At 43.0% G+C, this 22,217-nt stretch carries 19 protein-coding genes; 17 read left to right on the plus strand and 2 right to left on the minus strand.

The window, feature by feature from the left end; translation table 11 throughout:
- Positions 1 to 69: 69 nt before the first annotated feature.
- The 9 genes from FLL46_RS24650 (at position 70) to accD (ending at position 12,969) form a co-directional block, all read left to right on the plus strand.
- On the plus strand, positions 70 to 330 hold the full coding sequence (locus FLL46_RS24650; RefSeq protein WP_142934741.1) for an OadG family protein: 261 nt from the start codon (positions 70 to 72) through the stop codon (positions 328 to 330).
- Positions 331 to 339: 9 nt separating this feature from the next.
- A complete protein-coding gene (gene oadA / locus FLL46_RS24655; RefSeq protein WP_142934743.1) occupies positions 340 to 2,151 on the plus strand; it encodes a sodium-extruding oxaloacetate decarboxylase subunit alpha in 1,812 nt (603 codons plus the stop codon).
- A 128-nt stretch (positions 2,152 to 2,279) separates the two neighbouring features.
- Positions 2,280 to 3,416: a sodium ion-translocating decarboxylase subunit beta gene (locus FLL46_RS24660; protein WP_142934745.1), complete on the plus strand. Its 1,137-nt coding sequence runs from the start codon at positions 2,280 to 2,282 to the stop codon at positions 3,414 to 3,416.
- A gap of 158 nt (positions 3,417 to 3,574) precedes the next feature.
- Positions 3,575 to 3,913 carry a pentapeptide repeat-containing protein gene (locus FLL46_RS24665; RefSeq protein ID WP_142934746.1) on the plus strand — a complete coding sequence of 113 codons (339 nt, stop codon included), beginning with the start codon at positions 3,575 to 3,577 and terminating at the stop codon, positions 3,911 to 3,913.
- A 105-nt stretch (positions 3,914 to 4,018) separates the two neighbouring features.
- Positions 4,019 to 5,692, plus strand: a complete 1,674-nt coding sequence (locus tag FLL46_RS24670) for an alanine/glycine:cation symporter family protein (protein WP_142934748.1) — start codon at positions 4,019 to 4,021, stop codon at positions 5,690 to 5,692.
- A gap of 105 nt (positions 5,693 to 5,797) precedes the next feature.
- Positions 5,798 to 7,552, plus strand: a complete 1,755-nt coding sequence (locus FLL46_RS24675; RefSeq protein ID WP_142934750.1) for an acyl-CoA dehydrogenase — start codon at positions 5,798 to 5,800, stop codon at positions 7,550 to 7,552.
- 412 nt (positions 7,553 to 7,964) lie between these two features.
- Positions 7,965 to 10,523: a motility hub landmark protein FimV gene (locus FLL46_RS24680; protein WP_142934752.1), complete on the plus strand. Its 2,559-nt coding sequence runs from the start codon at positions 7,965 to 7,967 to the stop codon at positions 10,521 to 10,523.
- 189 nt (positions 10,524 to 10,712) lie between these two features.
- Positions 10,713 to 11,513, plus strand: a complete 801-nt coding sequence (gene truA, locus FLL46_RS24685) for a tRNA pseudouridine(38-40) synthase TruA (RefSeq protein WP_142934754.1) — start codon at positions 10,713 to 10,715, stop codon at positions 11,511 to 11,513.
- Between the two features lie 562 nt (positions 11,514 to 12,075).
- Positions 12,076 to 12,969, plus strand: a complete 894-nt coding sequence (accD, locus tag FLL46_RS24690) for an acetyl-CoA carboxylase, carboxyltransferase subunit beta (protein WP_142934756.1) — start codon at positions 12,076 to 12,078, stop codon at positions 12,967 to 12,969.
- Between the two features lie 156 nt (positions 12,970 to 13,125).
- Here the strand turns inward: accD and FLL46_RS24695 are convergent, their stop codons facing one another.
- On the minus strand, positions 13,126 to 14,355 hold the full coding sequence (locus FLL46_RS24695) for a BaiN/RdsA family NAD(P)/FAD-dependent oxidoreductase (protein WP_142934758.1): 1,230 nt from the start codon (positions 14,353 to 14,355) through the stop codon (positions 13,126 to 13,128).
- Positions 14,356 to 14,581: 226 nt separating this feature from the next.
- On the opposite strand from FLL46_RS24695, the gene FLL46_RS24700 reads away from it, so the two are divergent.
- The 8 genes from FLL46_RS24700 to FLL46_RS24735 all read left to right on the plus strand — a co-directional run bounded on the left by FLL46_RS24700 (position 14,582) and on the right by FLL46_RS24735 (position 21,650).
- Positions 14,582 to 14,878, plus strand: coding sequence for a late competence development ComFB family protein (locus FLL46_RS24700; protein ID WP_142934760.1), 297 nt, complete (start codon positions 14,582 to 14,584; stop codon positions 14,876 to 14,878).
- A gap of 57 nt (positions 14,879 to 14,935) precedes the next feature.
- Complete coding sequence (locus FLL46_RS24705) at positions 14,936 to 15,781, plus strand: alpha/beta fold hydrolase (protein ID WP_142934762.1); 846 nt, start codon at positions 14,936 to 14,938, stop codon at positions 15,779 to 15,781.
- A gap of 325 nt (positions 15,782 to 16,106) precedes the next feature.
- On the plus strand, positions 16,107 to 17,768 hold the full coding sequence (gene fadD, locus FLL46_RS24710) for a long-chain-fatty-acid--CoA ligase FadD (protein ID WP_142934763.1): 1,662 nt from the start codon (positions 16,107 to 16,109) through the stop codon (positions 17,766 to 17,768).
- Between the two features lie 53 nt (positions 17,769 to 17,821).
- Complete coding sequence (locus FLL46_RS24715; protein ID WP_142934765.1) at positions 17,822 to 18,982, plus strand: ribonuclease D; 1,161 nt, start codon at positions 17,822 to 17,824, stop codon at positions 18,980 to 18,982.
- Between the two features lie 82 nt (positions 18,983 to 19,064).
- Positions 19,065 to 19,322, plus strand: coding sequence for a YcgL domain-containing protein (locus FLL46_RS24720; RefSeq protein WP_142934767.1), 258 nt, complete (start codon positions 19,065 to 19,067; stop codon positions 19,320 to 19,322).
- 130 nt (positions 19,323 to 19,452) lie between these two features.
- On the plus strand, positions 19,453 to 20,427 hold the full coding sequence (locus FLL46_RS24725; protein ID WP_142934770.1) for a lytic murein transglycosylase: 975 nt from the start codon (positions 19,453 to 19,455) through the stop codon (positions 20,425 to 20,427).
- Between the two features lie 65 nt (positions 20,428 to 20,492).
- Positions 20,493 to 21,170, plus strand: a complete 678-nt coding sequence (locus FLL46_RS24730; RefSeq protein WP_142934772.1) for a fumarylacetoacetate hydrolase family protein — start codon at positions 20,493 to 20,495, stop codon at positions 21,168 to 21,170.
- An 18-nt stretch (positions 21,171 to 21,188) separates the two neighbouring features.
- Positions 21,189 to 21,650 carry a YcgN family cysteine cluster protein gene (locus FLL46_RS24735; protein ID WP_246119397.1) on the plus strand — a complete coding sequence of 154 codons (462 nt, stop codon included), beginning with the start codon at positions 21,189 to 21,191 and terminating at the stop codon, positions 21,648 to 21,650.
- 90 nt (positions 21,651 to 21,740) lie between these two features.
- On the opposite strand, the gene FLL46_RS24740 is transcribed toward FLL46_RS24735, so the two are convergent.
- Positions 21,741 to 22,190 carry a CBS domain-containing protein gene (locus FLL46_RS24740; protein ID WP_142934773.1) on the minus strand — a complete coding sequence of 150 codons (450 nt, stop codon included), beginning with the start codon at positions 22,188 to 22,190 and terminating at the stop codon, positions 21,741 to 21,743.
- Positions 22,191 to 22,217 lie beyond the last annotated feature (27 nt).

The following is a 22,217-nucleotide window of genomic DNA, read 5'->3' on the forward strand; positions in this document are numbered from 1 at the left end:
TGTTTCACTAGTTTGATATTAAATCGAGTTATTTCGTTTTTTTTATAAAACTATTTAAACTGCGCCGCCATGAACGAATCAAATCTTATCTCTGATGGTATCCAACTCATGCTTGTGGGCATGGGAATGGTTTTTGTCTTTTTATCGCTTCTGGTCATCGTTATCAGCATCATGAAGAAGTTTTTAAGTGAACCGATGATAGAAAGTATCCCAGACACCAATAATTTTCGAGACAACAATTTACGAAATAATAATGTAATAAGCGACCAAGAAATCGCGGCGATATCCAGCGCCGTGCACGCCTATCGACAAAAATATTCAAAAAAATAGGGAAACATAATGACCAGTAAATTGGGTATTACCGAACTTGTTTTACGTGATGGCCACCAGTCTTTGTTTGCTACTCGGATGCGTATCGAAGATATGCTTCCTATTGCCGAGAAGTTGGATCAAATTGGCTATTGGTCCATTGAAACCTGGGGCGGCGCAACTTTTGATTCCTGTATTCGTTTTTTAGGTGAAGACCCCTGGGAAAGGTTACGTCGGCTAAAAGCTGCGATGCCAAACACTCAACAGCAGATGTTATTCAGAGCGCAGAACATTCTTGGTTATCGCCATTATGCCGATGATGTTGTTGAGGCATTCGTTGATCGCGCGGCAGCTAATGGTATGGATGTTTTTAGAATTTTTGATGCCATGAACGATATGCGCAATTTGCAAACGGCAATCAAAGCCACCATCAAAACTGGCAAGCACGCTCAGGGAACCATGTCTTACACCGTGAGCCCGGTTCATACGATTGATATGTGGCTGGACATGGCGAAGCAACTTGAAGATATGGGCGCCCATTCCATTTGTATTAAGGATATGGCTGGATTACTTAAACCTTATGTGGCTGAAGAACTCGTCACTCGCTTGAAAGAATCGATTCAAGTTCCTATCGCACTGCACGCTCATGCGACAACAGGCTTGAGTACTGCAACAATTACTAAAGCGGTTGAAGCTGGAATTGATAGCGTGGACACCAGTATTTCATCCATGAGTATGACCTATGGACATTCTGCGACTGAATCTGTTGTTTCGATTTTAGAAGGGGAAGAACGTGATACCGGTTTAAGTTTACCTGCGCTTGAAGAAATCTCAGCCTATTTTAGAGAAGTCAGAAAAAAATACGCTAAGTGGGAAGGCAGCTTAAAAGGTGTCGATTCCCGAATTCTGGTTTCGCAAGTGCCCGGTGGCATGCTGACCAACATGGAGAACCAACTGAAAGAGCAGGGAGCGGGTGACAAACTGGATGATGTTTTAAAAGAAATTCCAAAAGTCAGAAAAGACCTGGGCTACATTCCGTTGGTAACGCCCACTTCGCAGATTGTTGGTACTCAGGCGGTGTTGAATGTTCTGACCGGGGAAAGATACAAAAATATCAGTAAAGAAACAGCCGGCGTGTTAAAAGGCGAATATGGCGCGACAGCGGCGCCGGTTAATGGAGAGCTTCAGGCGAAGGTGCTCAAGGGAGAACAACCAATTACTTGTCGACCTGCTGATTTACTCGAACCCGAACTTGATAAATTGAGTACTGAACTTAGCGGTATTGCAAAAGAAGAGGGAATTTCACTTGCTGAAAATAAAATTGATGATGTACTAACTTACGCATTGTTTCCGCAAATAGGCATTAAGTTTCTTAAAAATAGAAACAATCCCGATGCTTTCGAACCCGCTCCAACACTCGACAAAGAGACTGAAAAAGCAGCAGCGGAAAGTCCAGGGTCTAACGTATCGACATCGCCGGAAAGCTATGACGTTAATGTTAATGGAAAAGTATTCCAGGTGACCGTTGCACCCAGCGGCGCGTTGACAGAGGTTAAACAAGGATCTTCGAATTCCAGTCCTGCGACTCAAACGGCATCAGCGCCTGCGCCAGCCGCACCGTCCACATCAAATGTAACGATTAAAGCACCTCTGGCGGGTAATATTTTCAAAGTTTTGGTGAGCCCGGGAGACACTGTGACCGAAGGGCAGGTTGTCCTTGTACTTGAGGCGATGAAAATGGAAACGGAAGTGCGTTCTAACGCTGCGGGAAGTGTCTCACAAATTTTTGTTAAGGAAGGCGACTCTGTCAATTTATCCGATCCTCTACTCGGGTTGGCATAATCGACTTGCGCTAAAGGCAGCATTGCTGCCCTCAATTAAAACTCAAGCAGCAGACATTTGAAAGTAGTCGTCAAAAGATGCTTGTAGATAATCACTTTAGCTTTTAAAAAACGATAAGAGAAATAACAATGTCTGAAGGCTTGCTACAACTTTGGCTTAACACCGGTATCGCAAATTTTAATGTTGGCCAAATGGCAATGATTGTAGTGGGGTTGGTACTTTTGTATCTGGCCATCAGCAAAGAGTTTGAGCCTTTGCTGTTGCTGCCAATTGGCTTTGGCACGATCCTCAGTAACATTCCCGTGGCGGGTATTGCAGAGGTTGGTGGTCTTTTACACTATGTTTACGAAGTTGGTATCGATACTGGCGTATTTCCGCTACTTATATTTATGGGGGTCGGGGCGATGACCGATTTTGGGGCCCTCATCGCCAATCCCAAAACGTTGTTTTTAGGCGCTGCGGCGCAGTTTGGTATTTTTGCGACGCTACTTGGCGCGCTTGCGCTTAATTCAGTTCCGGGAATTAACTGGACAATTCAGGATGCTTCTGCGATTGCAATCATTGGTGGGGCCGATGGTCCGACTGCAATTTTTCTTGCGGGAAAACTTGCGCCAGATTTATTGGGTGCGATAGCGGTTGCCGCTTATTCTTATATGGCACTCGTACCGATTATTCAGCCGCCGATAATGCGTTTATTGACTAACGAAAAAGAACGCGCGATTGAAATGACTCAACTAAGACCGGTTTCTCAGCGGGAAAAAATCGCGTTTCCAATCTTGGTATTGGCATTGTGTGTTTTGTTGTTGCCCGCAGCGGCACCACTCATCGGTATGTTTTGTTTCGGTAACCTGATGAAAGAAAGCGGCGTAGTCAATCGACTTTCAGAAACAACGCAAAACGCGTTGATTAATATTACAACAATCTTTCTCGGATTAGGCGTTGGTTCAAAGCTTTCAGCCGACAAGTTTTTAAATTGGGAAACTATTGGAATATTGTTGTTGGGCGCGGTGGCGTTTTCAATTGGTACTGCTAGTGGCGTGCTAATGGCAAAACTAATGTCTCGAATGACCGGTGGTAAGATTAACCCACTTATCGGAGCTGCCGGTGTTTCGGCAGTGCCGATGGCTGCGCGAGTGGTTAATAAAGTTGGGTTAGAGTCAAATCCACATAATTTCTTATTGATGCATGCGATGGGACCAAACGTTGCGGGGGTGATTGGTTCTGCTGTTGCCGCCGGTGTGTTGTTAGCGTTGGTTGGAAATTAGCGCTGCTTAAATATTCTTTCTAAACCGCGGATTCTCGGGAAGAGAGGCCGTTCCCTGTCCGCTTAGTCAAAATTGGGCGAGTTTCGCTCATATGTCTATACTCAAGACTGAAAGCTAAAAATTATTAGCGTTAATCATTCAGGTTTGAGGAGTAACCGATGGCTTTGAGATTTCCGGAAGATCCACTCTATCATCTACTTCGCGATGGGAAAATTGAGGAGTTTAACCAGCAAAAGGCAAGTGTCCCTCAGGTTGACTTTCATGACAGTGACTTTCGAGGTCTTGATTTGCGAGGGTTAGATGCAGCGGGAATTAACTTTAGTGGTTGTTATTTTCGAGCTGCGGATCTTCGAGGAATCGATTTTAGCCAAGCAAACTTATATTCTGCCAGTATCGCGTCGGCGCAAATCTCTGGCTGTTTATTTCCCGATAATATTGAAGCCAGCGAAATCCTCTTATCTGTTGACAAAGGCGTAAGAATGCGGATTAAACCTTGAATTGGTTGGATAAATCAGGTTCAACCATCTAGATAGCTATTTCTATTCTTATTCGTTTATAATGCCCTGAATAATTATTAATAACATTAAATAAGGGGCAATCTTTTGGACGCGTTTTCTGATCTTATACAGTTGCTACACTCCTATTTGGGTGGTCATGCTTTCTTTCCATATTTATTAATCGGCACGGGTGTTCTTTTTACCCTCTATCTTGGTTTTCCACAGATTCGTTACTTTGGACATGCAACCAGAGTTTTGCGTGGGAAATATGCGAAAGACGATGCGCCTGGTGATACCAGTCACTTTCAGGCTTTATCAACAGCCTTATCCGGAACCGTTGGCACAGGTAACATTGGTGGAGTGGCTTTAGCTATTTATTTTGGCGGACCAGCAGCTTTATTCTGGATGTGGGTCACTGCTTTTTTTGGAATGACTACCAAGTTTGTCGAAGTAACTTTGTCCCATAAATATCGAGAAAAGACGGCTGACGGTACTATGGCAGGTGGGCCAATGTACTACATGGAAAAGAAGCTGAACATGAAGTGGTTAGCTGTGATTTTTGCGATTGCAACGGTTGTTAGCTCTATGGGAAGCGGGAACATGCCGCAAATTAACAATATCGCGGTGGGTATGAATGAGTCTTTTGGTATCGACAAATGGATTACCGGTGCGGTACTGGCAGTTGTATTGTCAATGGTCATCATTGGCGGAATTAAGCGTATTGCACACTTTGCGGAGAAAGTCGTACCGACAATGGCTGCAATTTATATCATTGGAGCCCTGGCGGTCATATTTGCCAACCTTGAAAATATCGGACCATCATTCCTCTCTATTTTTCAAAACGCGTTTTCTGGCTCTGCTGCACTAGGCGGTTTCCTGGGGGCCAGTTTTGCCTATGCCATGCAACGTGGTGTTGGTCGTGGTTTATTTTCCAACGAAGCAGGGCAAGGGTCCGCTGCAATCGCTCATGCAAGCGCCCGTGGTAAAGAGCCGGCTTCAGAAGGGATGGTTTCGTTGTTAGAACCATTTATTGACACTATCGTCATTTGTACCATTACCGGACTTGTTATCCTTTCATCGGGTGTGTGGACTGAAAAACATCAGAACAATTTCGATCGCGCGGACATGACCTATGTTCAAGGCAGTTATTCTGACAAAGACGCCAAAAATGTGAATCAGTTATTCCACTATCTGAATACTGAAAATGAGGAAGACGGCGGCGTCAAAGAGTTTTCTGGCAGCATTAATGTTCAAAACGGCAAGGCAATCAGCAATGACTTTACTTTGATTGCAGCTCGTTCTGTTGCTGAAGATGTGACTTATTATTTGAATGATGAGGTATACAGCGGCTCGATTGAGATCAAAGACGGTAAGCTAAGCACTGAAGATGTGGTGGTGTCCGGCAAATCACTGGTCCATTCGGTGAAGCTTACCTCTGAAGCATTTAAGCGAGGATTTTTTGGTGACTGGGGGCAATATATCGTCTCGATTGGTTTATTGTTATTTGCGTTTAGTACTGCAATTGCCTGGTCTTACTATGGTGATCGAGCGATGATTTATTTGTTCGGCGAGAAGTCTGTTCTTCCATATCGAATTGTGTATGTTTCTGCCTTTTTCCTGGCATCAATCATCGATTCATCAATTATCTGGGACGTTGCCCTTGTCACCGTTGCGATGATGACTATTCCCAACCTGGTGGGAATCCTGTTACTTCATAAGGATATGAAGCAAACAGTCGTCAAATATTGGGAACATTTTGACAAGAATCAATCAGATTAAAACACGCGTTTGAAAATATGTGATAATATATCTGGCATAGTTGAATTTGAAGGCTCTTTTTAGAGCCTTTTTTACGAATTTTATTTAACCAGATTAAGGCAGATTATGAGTTATAGAGCCCCCCTTGAAGATATGAATTTTCTTTTGAATCAAGTATTCAAGATTGAAGACTCTCTCGGTGGAGTTGAAGCTTTCACTGATTTTGATTCGGAACTCTACAGCGCTATCCTGGAAGAAGCGGCTAAATTTTCAGAAAATGTCCTTTTCCCAATAAACCGCAGTGGTGATGAAGAAGGTTGTCACTTTGAAAATGGTACAGTAACAACGCCTAAAGGTTTTAAAGAGGCTTATCAGGAATTCTGTCAATCTGGTTGGCAAGGGACTAATGGCGATCCTGAATATGGAGGCCAAGGTTTACCCAAAGCGCTCCACGTATTGATTGAAGAAATGATTTATTCTTCAAATACCGCTTTCTGTTTATACCCCAGTCTTACCAACGGCGCTTACCATGCGATTCATGCTCACGCGTCAGATGAGCTCAAACAAACATATTTACCGCCGATGTTGGAAGGACGCTGGGCAGGCGCGATGGGATTAACCGAACCACACGCTGGTTCTGATCTCGGAATTATTAAAACTAAAGCCGAAAATAATAATGATGGAACCTATAGCATCAGTGGCACTAAGATATTTATCACTGGTGGAGAACACGATTTATCGGAAAATATAATACACCTGGTGTTAGCCAAACTACCTGGTGCGCCGGAAGGCCCGAAAGGGATCAGTTTGTTCCTGGTTCCTAAAATCAAGGTGAATGCTGACGGAAGTCTTGGTGATACTAATGGCGTCACTTGTGGCAGCATTGAACATAAAATGGGCATCAAAGCTTCGTCAACCTGTGTGATGAACTTTGATGGTGCCGAAGGCTATCTGGTGGGTAAGGAGAATCGTGGTTTATTTGCGATGTTTACCATGATGAATCTTGAACGTCTGTCTATTGGTATCCAGGGAATTGGTCTGGGTGAAACCTCCTATCAATTGTCGAAAGCTTATGCGAGCGAGCGTAAACAGGGAAGAAATGCCGATGGAGAGTTCGCTTCAATTGATCAGCACGCAGATGTACGAAGAATGCTGTTGCAACAGCGAGTTTTTAACGAAGCAGGTCGTGCATTGGCGGTGTTTATGGGTTTGCAGATCGATAAACAATACCACCATGCAGACGAAACACAAAGAAGACAATCAGCGGGGTTGATGGCCTTGCTAACGCCGATTGCGAAAGCGTTTTTCACTGATAAAGGGTATGAAGCCTGTAATCATGGTGTTCAAGTCCTCGGTGGGCATGGTTACGTGCGCGAGTGGGGGCTTGAGCAGTTAGTTCGCGACGCCAAAATTGCACAGATTTATGAAGGAACCAATGGTATTCAAGCTCAGGATTTCATGGTTCGAAAAGTATGTTTAGATAAAGATGGTTTACTTGACGCTGTTTGTGAACTCATCGAGAAGGAAATAGAGGTTTCGACATCAGCTGAGTCAGAAGCACTGAAACAGGCACTGCAAACTGCTTTGTCACAGTTTAAAAGCACCAGCGAGTGGTTGAAAGCCAACTTTTCAGCGCGTTCATACGAATTGCAGGGCGGAGCTGTTGATTATTTACACGCAGCAGGTCACCTGGTTTATGGCTGGATGTGGTTGAAAATTGTTAATAGTTTAAGTGAGAGCGCTGCGCCGAACTTCAAGGCGCGCAAATTACTCGCTGCCAATTACTATAGAGATCAAGTCTTGCCCAATGTCGCAAGGTTGTGTGAAAAAGTCGAATGTGGCTATGAAGCTGTAATGGCGGCTGATTCTGAGCTAATTTAGCGCGATTTAATCCTCTCAGTTTATACTCTGGAAAAGGGCGATGAGCCCTTTTTTAATGCGTGACACAAAAGTAGAAATGACACACTTGTAAGAATCCGGTTAAAAATGACAAATTCTTGAACTTTAACTCAATAAAGCGCCGTTGATTCGACTAAAATACTATAGGGCACAAAATATATTGTGTGATCATTGGTTGTTTATGCGTTTTTTGTAAAATTTGTGACGGGATAGCTATTGGTAAAAAGCCAATTATAAGCTATAGTTACCGCAATATCATAAAGAAAACTCTTAACTTGTTGTCGTAACTTTATGGAATAGTTACAAATAGCTGAAACTATTCCCATTATTCAGAAAAGTTGAGTTTCGACACTAGATTTGGGCTATAAAGGTTAAAATACAAGGGAAATAGCGTATGTTTCGCAAACTGATCCTCCTAATCGTTTCTGCCGTCGGCTTTTATTCGAGCACCCTTGTTGCGGTCGGACTGGGCGAATATGAGTTGAAGTCAGGTTTAAACCAACCACTTAGCGCTGAAATAGTGCTTTTATCTGCAGGCGACTTAGCCGAACATGAGCTTCATGCGTCTCTGGCTAGTGCGCAAGAGTTCGAAAAGGTCGGGGTTGAGCGTTTATTCTTTTTAAATAATATTCGTTTTGAAACTATTAGAAGTGACAGTGGCGAGGTCATTATCAAACTCACCACAAGAGAACCAATTAAAGAACCTTTCGTTAACTTTCTGGTTGAATTGAATTGGCCGAATGGGCGAATTATTCGGGAATATACATTTTTACTGGACCCGCCCATTTTTGAAGATTCCACGGCATCCACGATAGAAAGAACTCAGACTAGTCGGCAACAATCATCACAACAATCAACGCAAAGAGCGGAGCCAAGTGCTCCGCAAACTACTTATACGCCAAGTCAAAATACACAGCCGACGTTTTCCGGAAGTACCTATGGCCCAGTATCACCTAACGATACACTTTGGAGTATCGCCAGCAAAACCAGACCTGATTCTCAAGTGACCATACACCAGACTCTGGTAGCGATTTATCGTGCAAACCCCCATGCTTTTGCGAATGGAAATATCAATAACTTGATGCGTGGTGAAGTGTTGCAAATTCCAGATGCGAATACTATTTCACAAGTTCCTCACCGAGCTGCTTTGCAGGATGTTGTTACCCAGAACAGACAATGGCGATCAGGTGGTGCCAGACGTATTGTTGGCAATGACACCGGCGGCACTACTTCTAGCCAAATGACAGGAGAAGGTCGATTGTCGTTAGCTGCGCCAGACACTGATAGCGGTACTGATGGCAGCTCCGGTGGTTCAGACAGTCAATTATCGCAGGTTAGAAACCAGCTGGTTAGTTCGCAAGAGAAAAGTGCGACGCTACAAGCTGAAAATGATGAATTGCGAGCGCGTCTTGCAGATGCTCTGGCAAAGTTAGAGTCAGTGAGTGATTCAGCCGTTAATATTACTGACACCGAGCTAGCTGCGTTGACTCAGCAGAGTCAGGACTCATCAACAGGGCAAAATGATGAAGTTTCAAGCGGCAATTTAGATACCACAGAAGGCGAAGCAATCAGTGGAGAAATCAGCGACTCTGATTCTTCGATCGCTGAAACTGGTTCAGATATTGGATCAGATACCACAGACTCAACGCTAGGTGATAGCACGGCTACAGATAGTGATTCCGCGACTTCTGCAGAGCAAGCCGGCGGTTCGGATGCTACGCAAACCCCAACGCCTGCCAATGATCAGGCTACTACGGGCACAGATAATAAGAAACCTATTTTTGCTCAGGAACCGAAACCAAAGGGTTTTGTTGAAGAACTGATGGAGTCGGGTGGCTTGCTTTGGGGCGGGATACTGGGCGTTATTGCATTGATCGCGATGGCTGTTTTCTGGCGTATGCGCAAGCGTATGGAAGAAGACGATTTCCAGGATGACCTGGTTGCTAGTGCTGGTGCGGGTTCAATGGATACGACAGAAACTTTCGAATTACCTGATGTAGGCGATGATATGCTGGTTGAGCTGGATATGGATGAGTCTGCAGATGCCAGCCCTGAACAAGAAGAGGAAAGTTTTGATCCATTAGGCGAAGCAGATATATACATTGCCTATGGAAAATATGAGCAGGCCGAAAGTTTGCTGCTTGAAGCCATTGAAGAAAATCCAATTCGCTCTGATGTTAAAGTGAAGTTGATGGAATGCTACGCTGAGACAGAAGATAAAGACAAATTTGAAGCGCTTGCTCAAGAGGTATCGCAAGCGGTTGACGCCGATGAATGGGCTGAACAAATTGGTAATTTAAGAGCTCAGGCCTGGTCAGGCGAAGCCGATAGTGAAGACGGCTTTGACTTACCTTCAACAGAAGACATTTTTGGGGATGATGAAGATGACAGCTTCGCCGCCGAAATTGACGCAGTTGATGATGAAGCTAAGAGCAGTGACGATATCTCAGATGATTTCAGTCTTGATGAAACGGAGGCTGATGAGGAAGAGTTTGATATCGATATGGATTTGGGTCTCGACGATGAAGAAACACCGGCCGAAGCATCTTCAGATGCGGTAACTGAAACATTTGACTCTCTTGATGACGATGATTTTTCAATTGATGAAGATTTAATGCAAGAGCAGGAAAGTGAAGAAAAGGGTCTGGATGAAGATGATTTCGCTTTAGATTTAGACGAGGATGCCGACGATATTGAGCTAGACGATGGCGATGATATTGGGCTAGACCTTGATGACGATGAGTTTGACTTTGATGATGACGACACATCAGATTTTGACGGTGCTGTTGGTGATGACTCTACCGATGAGATTGCTACTAAGTTAGATCTTGCCCGAGCTTACATTGATATGGGCGATGCTGACGGTGCTAAAGAAATATTATCTGAAGTTGTATCGGAAGGCAGCGACTCACAAAAATCTGAGGCACAAGCGTTGTTAGATAAAGTTGATTAGTGAATAATGGCTAGTTAATTAAAAAGGGCGGTTTGACCGCCTTTTTTTATTGGTCAATTTTACCGGTGATTATTGTCAGAAAATTAGTGGTAAAGTCTGAGTTTAAAGATGATAGTAGTAGAGCTAATTCGATATAAAATGATGTATTGATTCAGCTTTAGTTGATTAGAAGTTGTTATGGTGAATTCGATGAATATTGCGTTGGGAGTTGAGTATTCCGGTTCTAACTATTGTGGTTGGCAAAGGCAATCCCATTCTCCATCAGTTCAACAAAACCTGGAGCAAGTTTTATCTCAAATAGCGAATCACCCGGTGAGTGTTTTTTGCGCGGGTAGAACTGACACTGGTGTTCATGCAACAGGACAGGTTGTTAATTTTGAACTCAAATCGGAGCGACCGCTAAAGGCCTGGTTTCTTGGCGCAAATACACTGTTGCCTGACGATATTTCGATCACCTGGGCGCAACAAATGCCATCAGACTTTCACGCCAGACACAGCGCATTTTCAAGGCGTTATCGATATGTTATCCAAAACACGCGACATCGTTCTGCAACCTTGTCAGGAAAAGTGACCTGGGTGAGAGATAAGCTTGATGATAGTGCGATGAACTTAAGCGCACAGGCACTGTTAGGTGAGCAAAACTTTGCTTCATTTCAAGCTTCTTCGTGTCAGTCACCAACGCCATTTCGTTTCGTTGAAAAAGTTGGTGTATTTCGTTGGCATGACTATGTCATTGTCGATATTGCTGCAAACGCGTTTTTGCACCATATGGTCAGAAATATTGTTGGTACTTTGCTCAATGTCGGCACAGGCAAGCAGTCTGTTGATTATGTGGCAGAAGTACTCTCTAGACAGGATCGCACTCAGGCACCCGAAACCGCCAAGCCTGATGGCCTTTACCTGGTTGATGTTGGCTATCCTGATGAGTTTTCCGTTCCTGAATCGTCCTTGGGGCCATTATTACTTCCTGATAACTTGTCGACTACTTGATAGGTTTAATAGCGAACAGTCAGAGCTTTGTATCGATTAGCTTTTCGATGAAAAAAAGTCCAAAAGATACTTAACAAAAACTTCATTTTTATCTCGTGTAATAAGGTTAAAATTTCGCGTTGAGAAATTAACAGTTAGAAAATGACAGGAACTTAAATTAGTAAAGAGAGACTAGGGCGTGTTTATCTTTCGTTCTTTGAGATTGTTGCGGCTAAAATTTTGCCAATCAAGAAGAGCGGAGCGTGGTTTAGTTATTCTAAATGAGCGACAAACGACGCAGAGTGGCGAAATTTTAGCCACAACCCGAAGGGCCGGGCCATTTTTTCGCCCAGCAGCGTTAAAAGATGAACCTGTAGAATGGCTACATGGCCCATCTTTTGCCTTGCTGAACAAAAAAATGACCTCGGCAATCTCAAAGAACGAAAGATAAACACGCCCTAAGCATTATCATTTTATTTTAGTGATTAGACCAGTTTTCAAAGATTAAACTCTTAACCTTTGAATAAACGGTGGTAGAATACCGCCAGTTTTTTAATTATAAATAGAAAAGAGCCATACAATAATGAGTTGGTTTGAGCGTTTATTACCTAAAAGAACAACTTCAGTCGCGGACCGCAGAAAGTCGGTTCCCGAGGGCGTTTGGGCTAAATGTAAAAACTGCGATGCAGTGATTTACAAAGCTGAACTAGAACGCAGTCTTGAAGTTTGCCCTAAGTGTTCGTATCACATGAGAATTAGTGCACGAACTCGATTGATTAGTTTTCTCGACGAAGGAGAGTTGGAAGAGTTAGGTACTGATCTAAAACCCATTGACCGACTCAAATTTAAAGATTCAAAACGATATAAAGATCGTATCGCAGGAGCGCAAAAGGCCTCGGGCGAAAATGACGCTTTAGTCGTTTATCGTGGTACTCTAAAAGGTTTACCGATTGTTGCCTGCTCGTTTGAGTTTAACTTTATGGCGGGCTCAATGGCAGCAGTTGTTGGTGAAAAGTTTGTTCGCGCTGCCTCACGTTGTATTAAAGAAGGCTTGCCGTTGGTCTGTTTTTCGACCAGTGGTGGTGCGAGAATGCAGGAAGCGCTGATTTCTCTTTTCCAGATGGCGAAAACGAGCGCAGCATTAGCCAGAATGTCTGATAAAGGCCTACCTTTTATTTCCGTATTAACCGACCCTACAATGGGCGGTGTTTCCGCCAGTTTGGCCATGTTGGGTGATATTAATATCGGTGAGCCCAATGCATTGATTGGATTTGCCGGTCCTCGTGTTATCGAACAAACGGTTCGTGAAACCTTGCCTGAAGGTTTTCAGCGGAGTGAGTTTTTACTCGACCATGGCGCTATCGATATGATTGTTGATCGCCGTGAGATGAGAGACCGAATAGCCGGTATTTTGTTTAAGATGGTCAATCAAGAAAAGCCGGTTGCAGAACTGGAGGAGAGCGTCGAGGAGTCGTAAGTTACACTGTTTTATTTACAGAGTGTCGACACTCTTTGCTATCCATCAGTTTTACTTGTAAAAAAAGAAGCATTAAATACCTGAAGATATATTTAGTGCTTCAAATCCGCTCTACACATATCCATTCTGCACATACCTGTTCTATACATACCCATTCTACACATAACTCCCTGCAGCGTATCCAGAGGCCCATGCCCACTGGAAATTAAAGCCGCCTAAATGTCCTGTGACATCCAGTACTTCGCCGATGAAATAAAGCCCAGGTTGTTTACCAGACTCAAAACTTTTTGACGAGATATCGTTGGTTTCAACGCCACCAAGTGTCACTTCTGCGACACGATATCCCTCAACGTCGTCGGGATAAACCTGCCATTGTTCTAACTTCTCTACAACATGAGCAATTTGTTGACTGTTCAGTTGTTTGAGTTTGCAGTTCAGTGCTAATAAATCGCTGATAAAACCGGCGACAGCCTGGCTGAATTGAGTGGAGAGTAGCGTTTTTAATTGTATTTCTGGTCGTTGTTCTATATTCGTTTGTAACCATTCAGTGATATCAGTATCAGGTAGCAAATTGATAGTGAGTGGTTCACCGCGACGCCAGTAATTAGAAATCTGTAAAATAGCAGGCCCGCTAAGACCTTTATGTGTGAACAACATTGCAGATTTAAAGCTAGCGCCATTGCAAGACACTTCAACTGAAATTGAATTACCGGCAAGCGTCTTAAAAGCCTGGCCTAATTTCCCGTTGAAAGTTACCGGTGTTAAACCTGCTGAAGTCGGTACAAGTTTATGACCAAACTGCTCCGCAACCTGGTAACCAAATCCAGTTGCGCCCATTGTTGGAATTGATAAACCACCTGTCGCGATTACCAGTGATTCACATTGGTAGCAGCCCAGAGAGGTGGTTATTTCAAAGCGGTTTTCAGCAAGTGCTTCGATTTTTTCAATGTGGCACTTGAGCTGTATTTTTGCATTGACCTGCTGGCATTCGGTGAGTAGTAAGTCGCGAATATCTTTCGATGAATTTTTGCAAAATAGCTGCCCGTGCTCCTTTTCATAATATTCAATGCCGTGTTTTTCAACCAGCGAGATGAAATCCCACTGGGTATAACGACTAAGTGCAGATTTACAGAAATGCTCGTTTTGCGACAGAAAGTTTTCTGGTTCCACATAAAGGTTGGTGAAGTTGCAGCGTCCACCACCGGACATCAATACTTTTTTGGCCATTTTATTCGCATGGTCTAAAACGATGGTTGTTCTACCTCTTTCCGCTGCTGTGGCCGCGCACATCAATCCTGCAGCCCCGGCGCCGATTACAATAACCTGATAGTTTTGAACTTTTTCCGGCCCAGCGGTGTTGTTTTCAATTGTTTTATTTGGCGACATTTATATGTATACGAGATGATTAATGCGAAACAGGGGTATTTTACGCGACATTTAACAAAAAACTAGCCGGGAAAATGTTTAGATATGTTCTAGACTTGTAGCAGAGTGGCTTAAAAATGCAGCCTCTGTTGAACAAAATCAGAAACTTATTTCATTAAATACTGATTTTACTATGCTTGCTTTGGGATTGAAAAAATAACATAAGTTCTTAACTTGGGAGTCCTTAATGTATAAAGAAATGTATTATAACGACGATCTGGAAAATTTAGCGGAAGAAATTGTATTTGAGCAAATTCATTTACTGATTGAAGATAATGAAACCGAGGTTCCCACCTCTGATGTATCAATTCAAGACATTGCTGCCATCGCCCTCAATAATATGCCCGCCAAGTATGTTTGTAATTTTCTCGAAAAGCAGTCACCGGGCGAGCAGTTGAGAGAAGAAGTTAAGGATTTAAAAAAGTACGCTAAAAGACAGGTATTAAAAGCACTCAAAAAAGTCAAAGAGACTCCTCACGATTAGAAAATCCAAACGCTATTCGATAGAATGGATTTTTTAGTCGAATAGCTACCTTTCAAAATGATTGAATATAAATTAAACCTTGCCGGGTGTCAGTGTTCTGTAGTCGAGTGGAATCCTGATGGCTCAATACTGGTATTCGCACTACATGGCTGGCTGGATAACCTGGCGACATTTGAAAGTTTAGTTGAGTTTATGCCAGATTTGAGAATCGTCGCTATCGACTTTCCTGGACATGGTCACTCTGATCATATCCCACCGGGAGTGACTTATCACTTTGTCGATGGTATTTATTTGATCGACGATTTACTGCGCCATTTTGAACAAAAACAAATCAACTTGCTAGGGCATTCGATGGGGGGGGCAATTTCAACATTATACGCCGCGAGCCTACCTGATAGAGTTAAAGCGATGGTGCTAATTGAATCTATCGGGCCATTGACCGCAAAGCCGGAAGATGGTGTTAGTTTGTTGAACAGGTCAGTGAATCAAAGAGCAGCACTGGCGGGCAAACGAAAACCGGTATATACCTCATTCGACCAGGCGCTTACCGCCCGTGCGGATGTGTCTGAAGTAGAAAAGAATTTAATCAAGCCGCTGGTAGAAAGGGCATTAGTCAAAGTCGAAGATGGCTATACCTGGCGGGCAGACTCAAGGCTGAGGATTACTTCTCCTGTCAGAATGTCGGAGGCACATTTGGTTGAAGTGCTATCAAATATTGAAGCGCCGGTATTGCTGATCGAAGGAGAAAAAGGATTCATCACCGACAGTGAACTTCTTCAAACGCGTAAGCAATCTATCCAATACCTTGAAGTTGTACAAATACCTGGTGGACATCACTTGCACTTAGAGCAACCGCAAACCTGCGCAGCGCAAATTCAGACATTTTTTCAGAAAATCGGTTAAATTTCGCTCAGATTAGATGAAATTGTTAAAAATATCCTGAAAAACCACTTTGCCATTCTCATCGGACTAGTATACCTTAGCGGTATACTCCGGTGTCGAGTTTAGTATTTTGGGTCGTATGACAAGTTGCACTCACTAACGAAATCTTGTGGACGTGATGTACTTGCAAATGGCTGCGTTCATTCTCACTGAGTTTGCTACTTCCAGATAGCAATTATTTGACGATTGGACGGATACGATGTTCGCACTAAAAAAATAATCATAATTTATCGATCAATCTAATAATGGCTTAGTGGCCAGAGATTGAAGTGTTGGGAGATTGACAATGCAAAAAATATGGCTGGACTCCTACCCTGAAGGGGTACCCCATGAAATCAATGTTGACGAGTACCAATCTGTCGTTGAAATTTTTGAAGAGAGTGTCAAAAATTATGCTGACAGTCCTGCGTTCACCAATATGGGAACAGAACTGACTTATGCTGAGTTGAACCAGAAAGCTGAAGACTTTGCTGCTTATCTGCAAAAGGAGTTGGGTCTACAACACGGTGATCGTTTGGCAATCATGTTGCCCAACTTACTGCAATACCCGATCGCTATTTTTGGAGCGATGAAAGCGGGTTTAACGGTTATCAATGTTAATCCTCTTTACACAGCAAGAGAGTTAAAACATCAACTGAATGACGCAAACGCTGATGCTATCCTGATTATTGCTAACTTTGCCAACACACTTCAATCTGTCATTGCGGAAACGCCACTAAAACACGTTATTGTTACTCAACTGGGTGACATGCTTGGTGGGTTTAAATCTCACCTGGTCAATTTTGTTGTTAAATACGTTAAGAAGATGGTGCCGAAATTCAGTTTACCGGGCGCGATTACTTTTAAGCAAGCACTTAAAAAAGGGCAGACTCTGTCATTAGATAAAGTCGAGCTTGGGCAAAATGATATCGCATTTCTTCAGTATACCGGGGGAACAACCGGTGTGGCCAAAGGCGCTGTTTTAACTCACCGAAATATGGTGGCTAACATTGTTCAGGCCCATGCCTGGTTGTCTAACCTGGTGAGACCTGGCAAAGAAATCATTATTACTGCGTTGCCGCTCTATCATATTTTTTCATTGACAGCTAACTGCATGGTTTTCTGCAAAACCGGCGGTTTAAATGTTTTAGTTACTAACCCGCGAGATATGCCGGGATTTGTTAAAGAGTTGGGTAAATATCAATTTACAGCCATCACTGGCGTGAACACCTTGTTTAATGGTTTACTCAATACGCCGGGATTTGCCGACCTTGATTTTAGTCAATTACACCTGACGCTTGGTGGCGGTATGGCAGTGCAAGAGTCGGTTGCTAAACAGTGGCATGAAACTACTGGCGTTGCTTTAGTGGAAGCTTATGGGCTGACCGAAACTTCGCCGGCAGTTTGTATGAACCCGCTCGATTTATCCGAATATAACGGCACTATTGGGTTACCGATTAGTTCTACCGAAGTTTCCATTCGCGACGATGATGGCAATGCCTTACCAATTGGAGAAGCAGGAGAACTTTGGGTGAGAGGTCCGCAAGTGATGCGAGGTTACCTGGACCGGCCGGAAGAAACGGCGAAAGTATTGACTAGTGATGGATGGTTTGCCACCGGTGATGTGGCATGCATGGACGAGAAAGGTTTCTGCAAAATAGTTGATCGTAAAAAAGATATGATTCTAGTATCTGGATTCAATGTTTATCCGAATGAAATTGAAGACGTGATTGTCGCTAATGATAAAGTTTTAGAGGTGGCTGCAGTTGGTGTTCCGTCTGAATCCAGCGGCGAAGTCGTTAAGATTTTCGTTGTAAAGAAAGATCCTAGCCTCACTAAAGAGGAATTAATTGGTTATTGTAAAACCAACCTTACCGGCTACAAAGTACCAAAAATTGTCGAGTTTAAGGATGACTTACCGAAATCAAATGTCGGTAAGATATTGAGAAGGGAATTAAGGGAAGCTTAAAAAAGGTTTTAACCGGTACTTTGCGAGTACCGGTGAGTTATTGGAAATAAATATTGAATTTTTCTAAAAATAAAACAAAAACTGCCGACGCCAAAATTATCTGGTTGGAAGATAGTGAAGAATTTGCCGCCGCGTCAGAAAGGTGGTCAGACAGTGAATACCTGGCGATAGATACTGAATTTGAAAGACGAACGACTTATTATCCGCGACTAGCCTTACTGCAAATTTATGATGGAGAGTCGGTTTATCTGATTGATCCCTTTAAAGTGGAGTGCCCGGATAGCTTTCGAAAAATATGTGCAGATTCAAAAGTTACCAAAATTATGCATTCTGCCAAAGAAGATCTGGAAGTGCTTTTTACCTGCTGGCAGTGTGAATTTTCCGCGTTGTTTGACACCCAGGTCGCCTATGCATTTTTAGAGGGAGAAATTTCTCTTGGTTATGCTAACTTGGTGAACTCATTATGTCATAAAACACTGAGCAAAGAAGAGACTCAATCCGACTGGACTCAACGACCGTTGACACCGACACAAGAAAGCTATGCGGTCAATGATGTTCTCTATTTACCAGAAATTTTCGAGTTACTTAGTCAAAAGATATCGCAACAGAAATTTTATCAGTACTTTGTCGCCGAATGCGATGAAATGTGCGCTCAAGTCAAAGACTTGATAGATTTTGAGCAGGATTATCGTTTGGCGAAAGAAGCGAATAGATTAAACGGCATGCAGCTGGTTTTGTTTAAACAACTATTTCAATGGAGAGAGCAAACTGGTCAACATGATAATCGCACCCGAAACCATATTCTGAAAGATCAACAGATGGTGCAGGTGGCAATTAATAAACCGGAAAGTAAACGACAGTTAAATAACATCAAAGATATTCATCCGCGCACATTACGACTATATGGTGATCGAATAATTGAGCTGATCAAAAATTTTAAAGGCTCATCTCACAGTGCGCTCGACCCTGTGATAAACCCTAGAGAAATTAATACCCTGAAACCGCTAAAAAAAGCACTCGAAACTGAGGTGAAAAAATTAGCGGCGCAAGTAGGGCTGGAAACCAATGTTGTCGCAAGCAAGCGCGCAGTCGGTAAAATAGCAACCGCTTATTTAACTGGCGAACCTTTCCCAAAAATTTGGCAAGGTTGGCGCGGAGACATGTTAAAGCCAGCTTTCGCCCCAATATTTGCCCAATTTGGCACTACGAATTAATTGATAAGTCAGCTAAAATTAACAAAAGTATATTGCTGGTCGGCCGACCTGTTTTAAAACACTTCCCCAAAAGAGATTTTGTATGCTCGCAAGTATTTACCGAAGTAAAAAGAAAGATGAAATGTATTTGTATGTTCCTGTTAAGGATGATTTTTCAGCGGTTCCCGAAGCGCTATTGAAAGCTTTTGGAAAACCTGAGTTCGCATTACAAATCAACTTAGCTAAGAGAGACAAATTGTCACGAGTTGATATTGAAGAAGTAAAGTTAAAAATGGAAGCCGATGGATATTTTTTGCAAATGCCACCTGTCATCCATTCTAACCAGGCAGACAACAAATAAACGCAACTCTCAACAGTGTAATAGAAATATTTGTGGCGAGTTTAATAGAAAAAAATTAGTAAAACAGTTTAATTGAAGTGATTAAATATCGAAACGATTAAACTGAATAATTACGAAAGGAGAAGGGCTGATGAGAAAGACTCTATTACTGGCGTTCTCGTTGCTAGTGGGTATACAAATTAAAGCTGATCCCCAGAAAAAGTTCGAGGAGTGGAAAGTCACTCTCAAGCCGGAAATGATGCAACAAGGCGCTTCGGAAGCATTGGTCGATAGCATCATAGATTCACTTGAATATCTCCCCAAAGTTATTCGACTAGATCGCAGACAGCCCGAAGGGACCATGACTCATGAAGAATATTTGAGCAAAGTTATTCCTGAATGGAAAGTCAAAAAAGCGCGCAAGCAATTTAAGGTCAACCAGGATTTGTTAAAACTGGCTGAGGAGCAAACGGGTGTTGAAGCGCGTTTTATTACTGCATTATGGGGAAAGGAAAGTAATTTTGGTACGATAACAGGTAATTATCATGTGCCAAGCGCACTAGCAACGCTGGCGTTTGATGGCCGCAGAAAAGAGTTTTTTACCCGGGAATTGATGGCTGCCACAAAGATTTTGGGGCAAGGTCATATCTCTGTTGAAAATATGAAAGGAAGCTGGGCCGGGGCAATGGGACACTGCCAGTTTATGCCCAGCAGTTTTTTAACCTTTGCAAAAGATGCTGATGGTGATGGTAAAAAAGATATCTGGGGTAATAAACAGGATATTTTTGTTTCAATGGGAAATTACCTGGCCAAATCCGGTTGGCAGTCAGATAAATCGTGGGGGCGTCAAGTTAAACTCACACAACCGTTTGCGACTTATCAGATAGGAAAAAAACACAAACAATCGTTAAAGCAGTGGCAGGCACTTGGCGTACGACGCTACGACTTACGCGATTTACCCGAAGTGAATATTGACGCTTATCTTATCGCTCCTGGTGGAGAGAAGGGACGAATTTACCTGGTCTATCAAAACTTTGATGTCATCATGCGCTGGAATCGCTCCCATTATTTCGCCACAGGTGTTGGCTATCTTGCAGATAGAATCGGTTTCCCCAAAATTAATTGATAACAAAAGCATACTCGCGGAAAATTTAAAGAGGGTTATTATTTTGAATGGTCAAGGAATAAAATATGTCAGCTGAGTGGTTTAAGCCTGGTATTGTTTCTCAAAGTGGTGAAGTTGATTTTAACTATCCAACAAGCAAGGTCGTATGCGTTGGACGAAATTACACCGAACACGCGAAAGAATTGAATAATCCTGTCCCTGAGTCGCCAATACTATTTATCAAGCCTAATTCATGTTTGCAAAACCTGCTTGAGCCAATCAAACTGCCGGTTTCTGGAGAATGTCATCACGAGTTAGAAGTGACCATTTTAATTGGCGAAAAAGCGACTCAACTTCAACCCGAACAATCGGCTTCAGTGATTGCGGGCATTGGTATCGGGCTTGATTTGACGCTACGAGATGTGCAACAGAAGCTCAAATCCAAGGGGCACCCGTGGGAACGAGCGAAAGCTTTTGACGGGGCTAGTCCAGTTTCATTTTTTCATCCCGTGAATGATGATATAGAGTGGGGAAACATCGAATTTTGTATGGAAAAAAACGGCGAGGTTGCTCAACAGGGAAATACCCGCGACATGATTTTTCCAATCGATCAGTTAATTGCGGAAGTATCGCAAAATTTTACCTTGTATGCCGGCGATATTATCATGACTGGTACGCCGAAAGGTGTTGGGGCGTTAGCTCAGGGTGACAAGCTGAAATTCACGCTTAATCAGGTTTTGATAGGAGAAACCCAAGTTGTTTAGTTGCTTGGTGGCGAGTTAATGATGGTAGCAAAAGATCGTTTCTGGGAGCGTATTCCGCTAAAAGAGTTAAATGAAAAGCAGTGGGAATCAATCTGCGATGGTTGTTGCCAGTGTTGTGCCCATAAGCTACAAGATGATGACACTGATGAGTTATATAAAACTAATGTTGTCTGCCAATATTTAGATACCGATGAGTGTCAATGCACAGTTTATCCCAAGCGCCATCAATATGTTCCTGATTGCATTAAAGTCACACCGGAAAATGCCGGTAATCTGCCCTGGATGCCGGACACGTGCGGTTATCGGTTATTAGCGCAGGGAGAGCCCTTACCCGAATGGCACCCACTTGAAACTGGCGATCAACACTCAGCAAAAAAAGCAGGAATTGCGGTAACAGGGAAGGTTATCAGCGAGGCTGATATTGAGGAAGAAGATATGGAAGATTACATCGTTGATGATGATTATTTTAATGCTGATTAACTGGCTAGCGAGCCTCTCTACCGGTTAACCCGCTTGCTTGCTCACTCGCTTTTAACCTATTGCCGCCGGGCTATCTGCTATATTAGTTCTTCAGCTCAACTCAGGCGGCTCTGCAACTTCCATGATGTCTAATAATTGGATGGTGATAGCGACAAAATCATGGTTGGTAATGATTCCGACCAATTTATAATCATTATCAACAATAGGCAGACACCCAAACTTTTTATTTTGAAGTAGGCGAGCGGCGTTGGATATCTTCATTGTTGGTGTGGCGGTTGTCAGGTCGACAGTCATTAAGTCTGCCAGTAAAGTTCCTTGCTCGATTTTCTTTAGTTCTTCTGCATCGATCAAGTTTTGTGATGAGCTTGCGTTGGCTAACACGGTTCTTTGGGTTACCAGACCAATCAGCCGCTTGTCGTCATCTACAATGGGAATATGCCGAAATCTTTTTTCATCCATTAATTGGCGAGCGTCGCTTAAGCTATGAAATCTGGACAGTGTGATCGGGTTTGGAGTCATAATTTCTTCCAGGGTGATCATTTAAGGCTCCTCATCAACTGACGATTT

The organism is Aliikangiella coralliicola (assembly GCF_007004725.1).
Lineage (GTDB): Bacteria > Pseudomonadota > Gammaproteobacteria > Enterobacterales > Kangiellaceae > Aliikangiella > Aliikangiella coralliicola.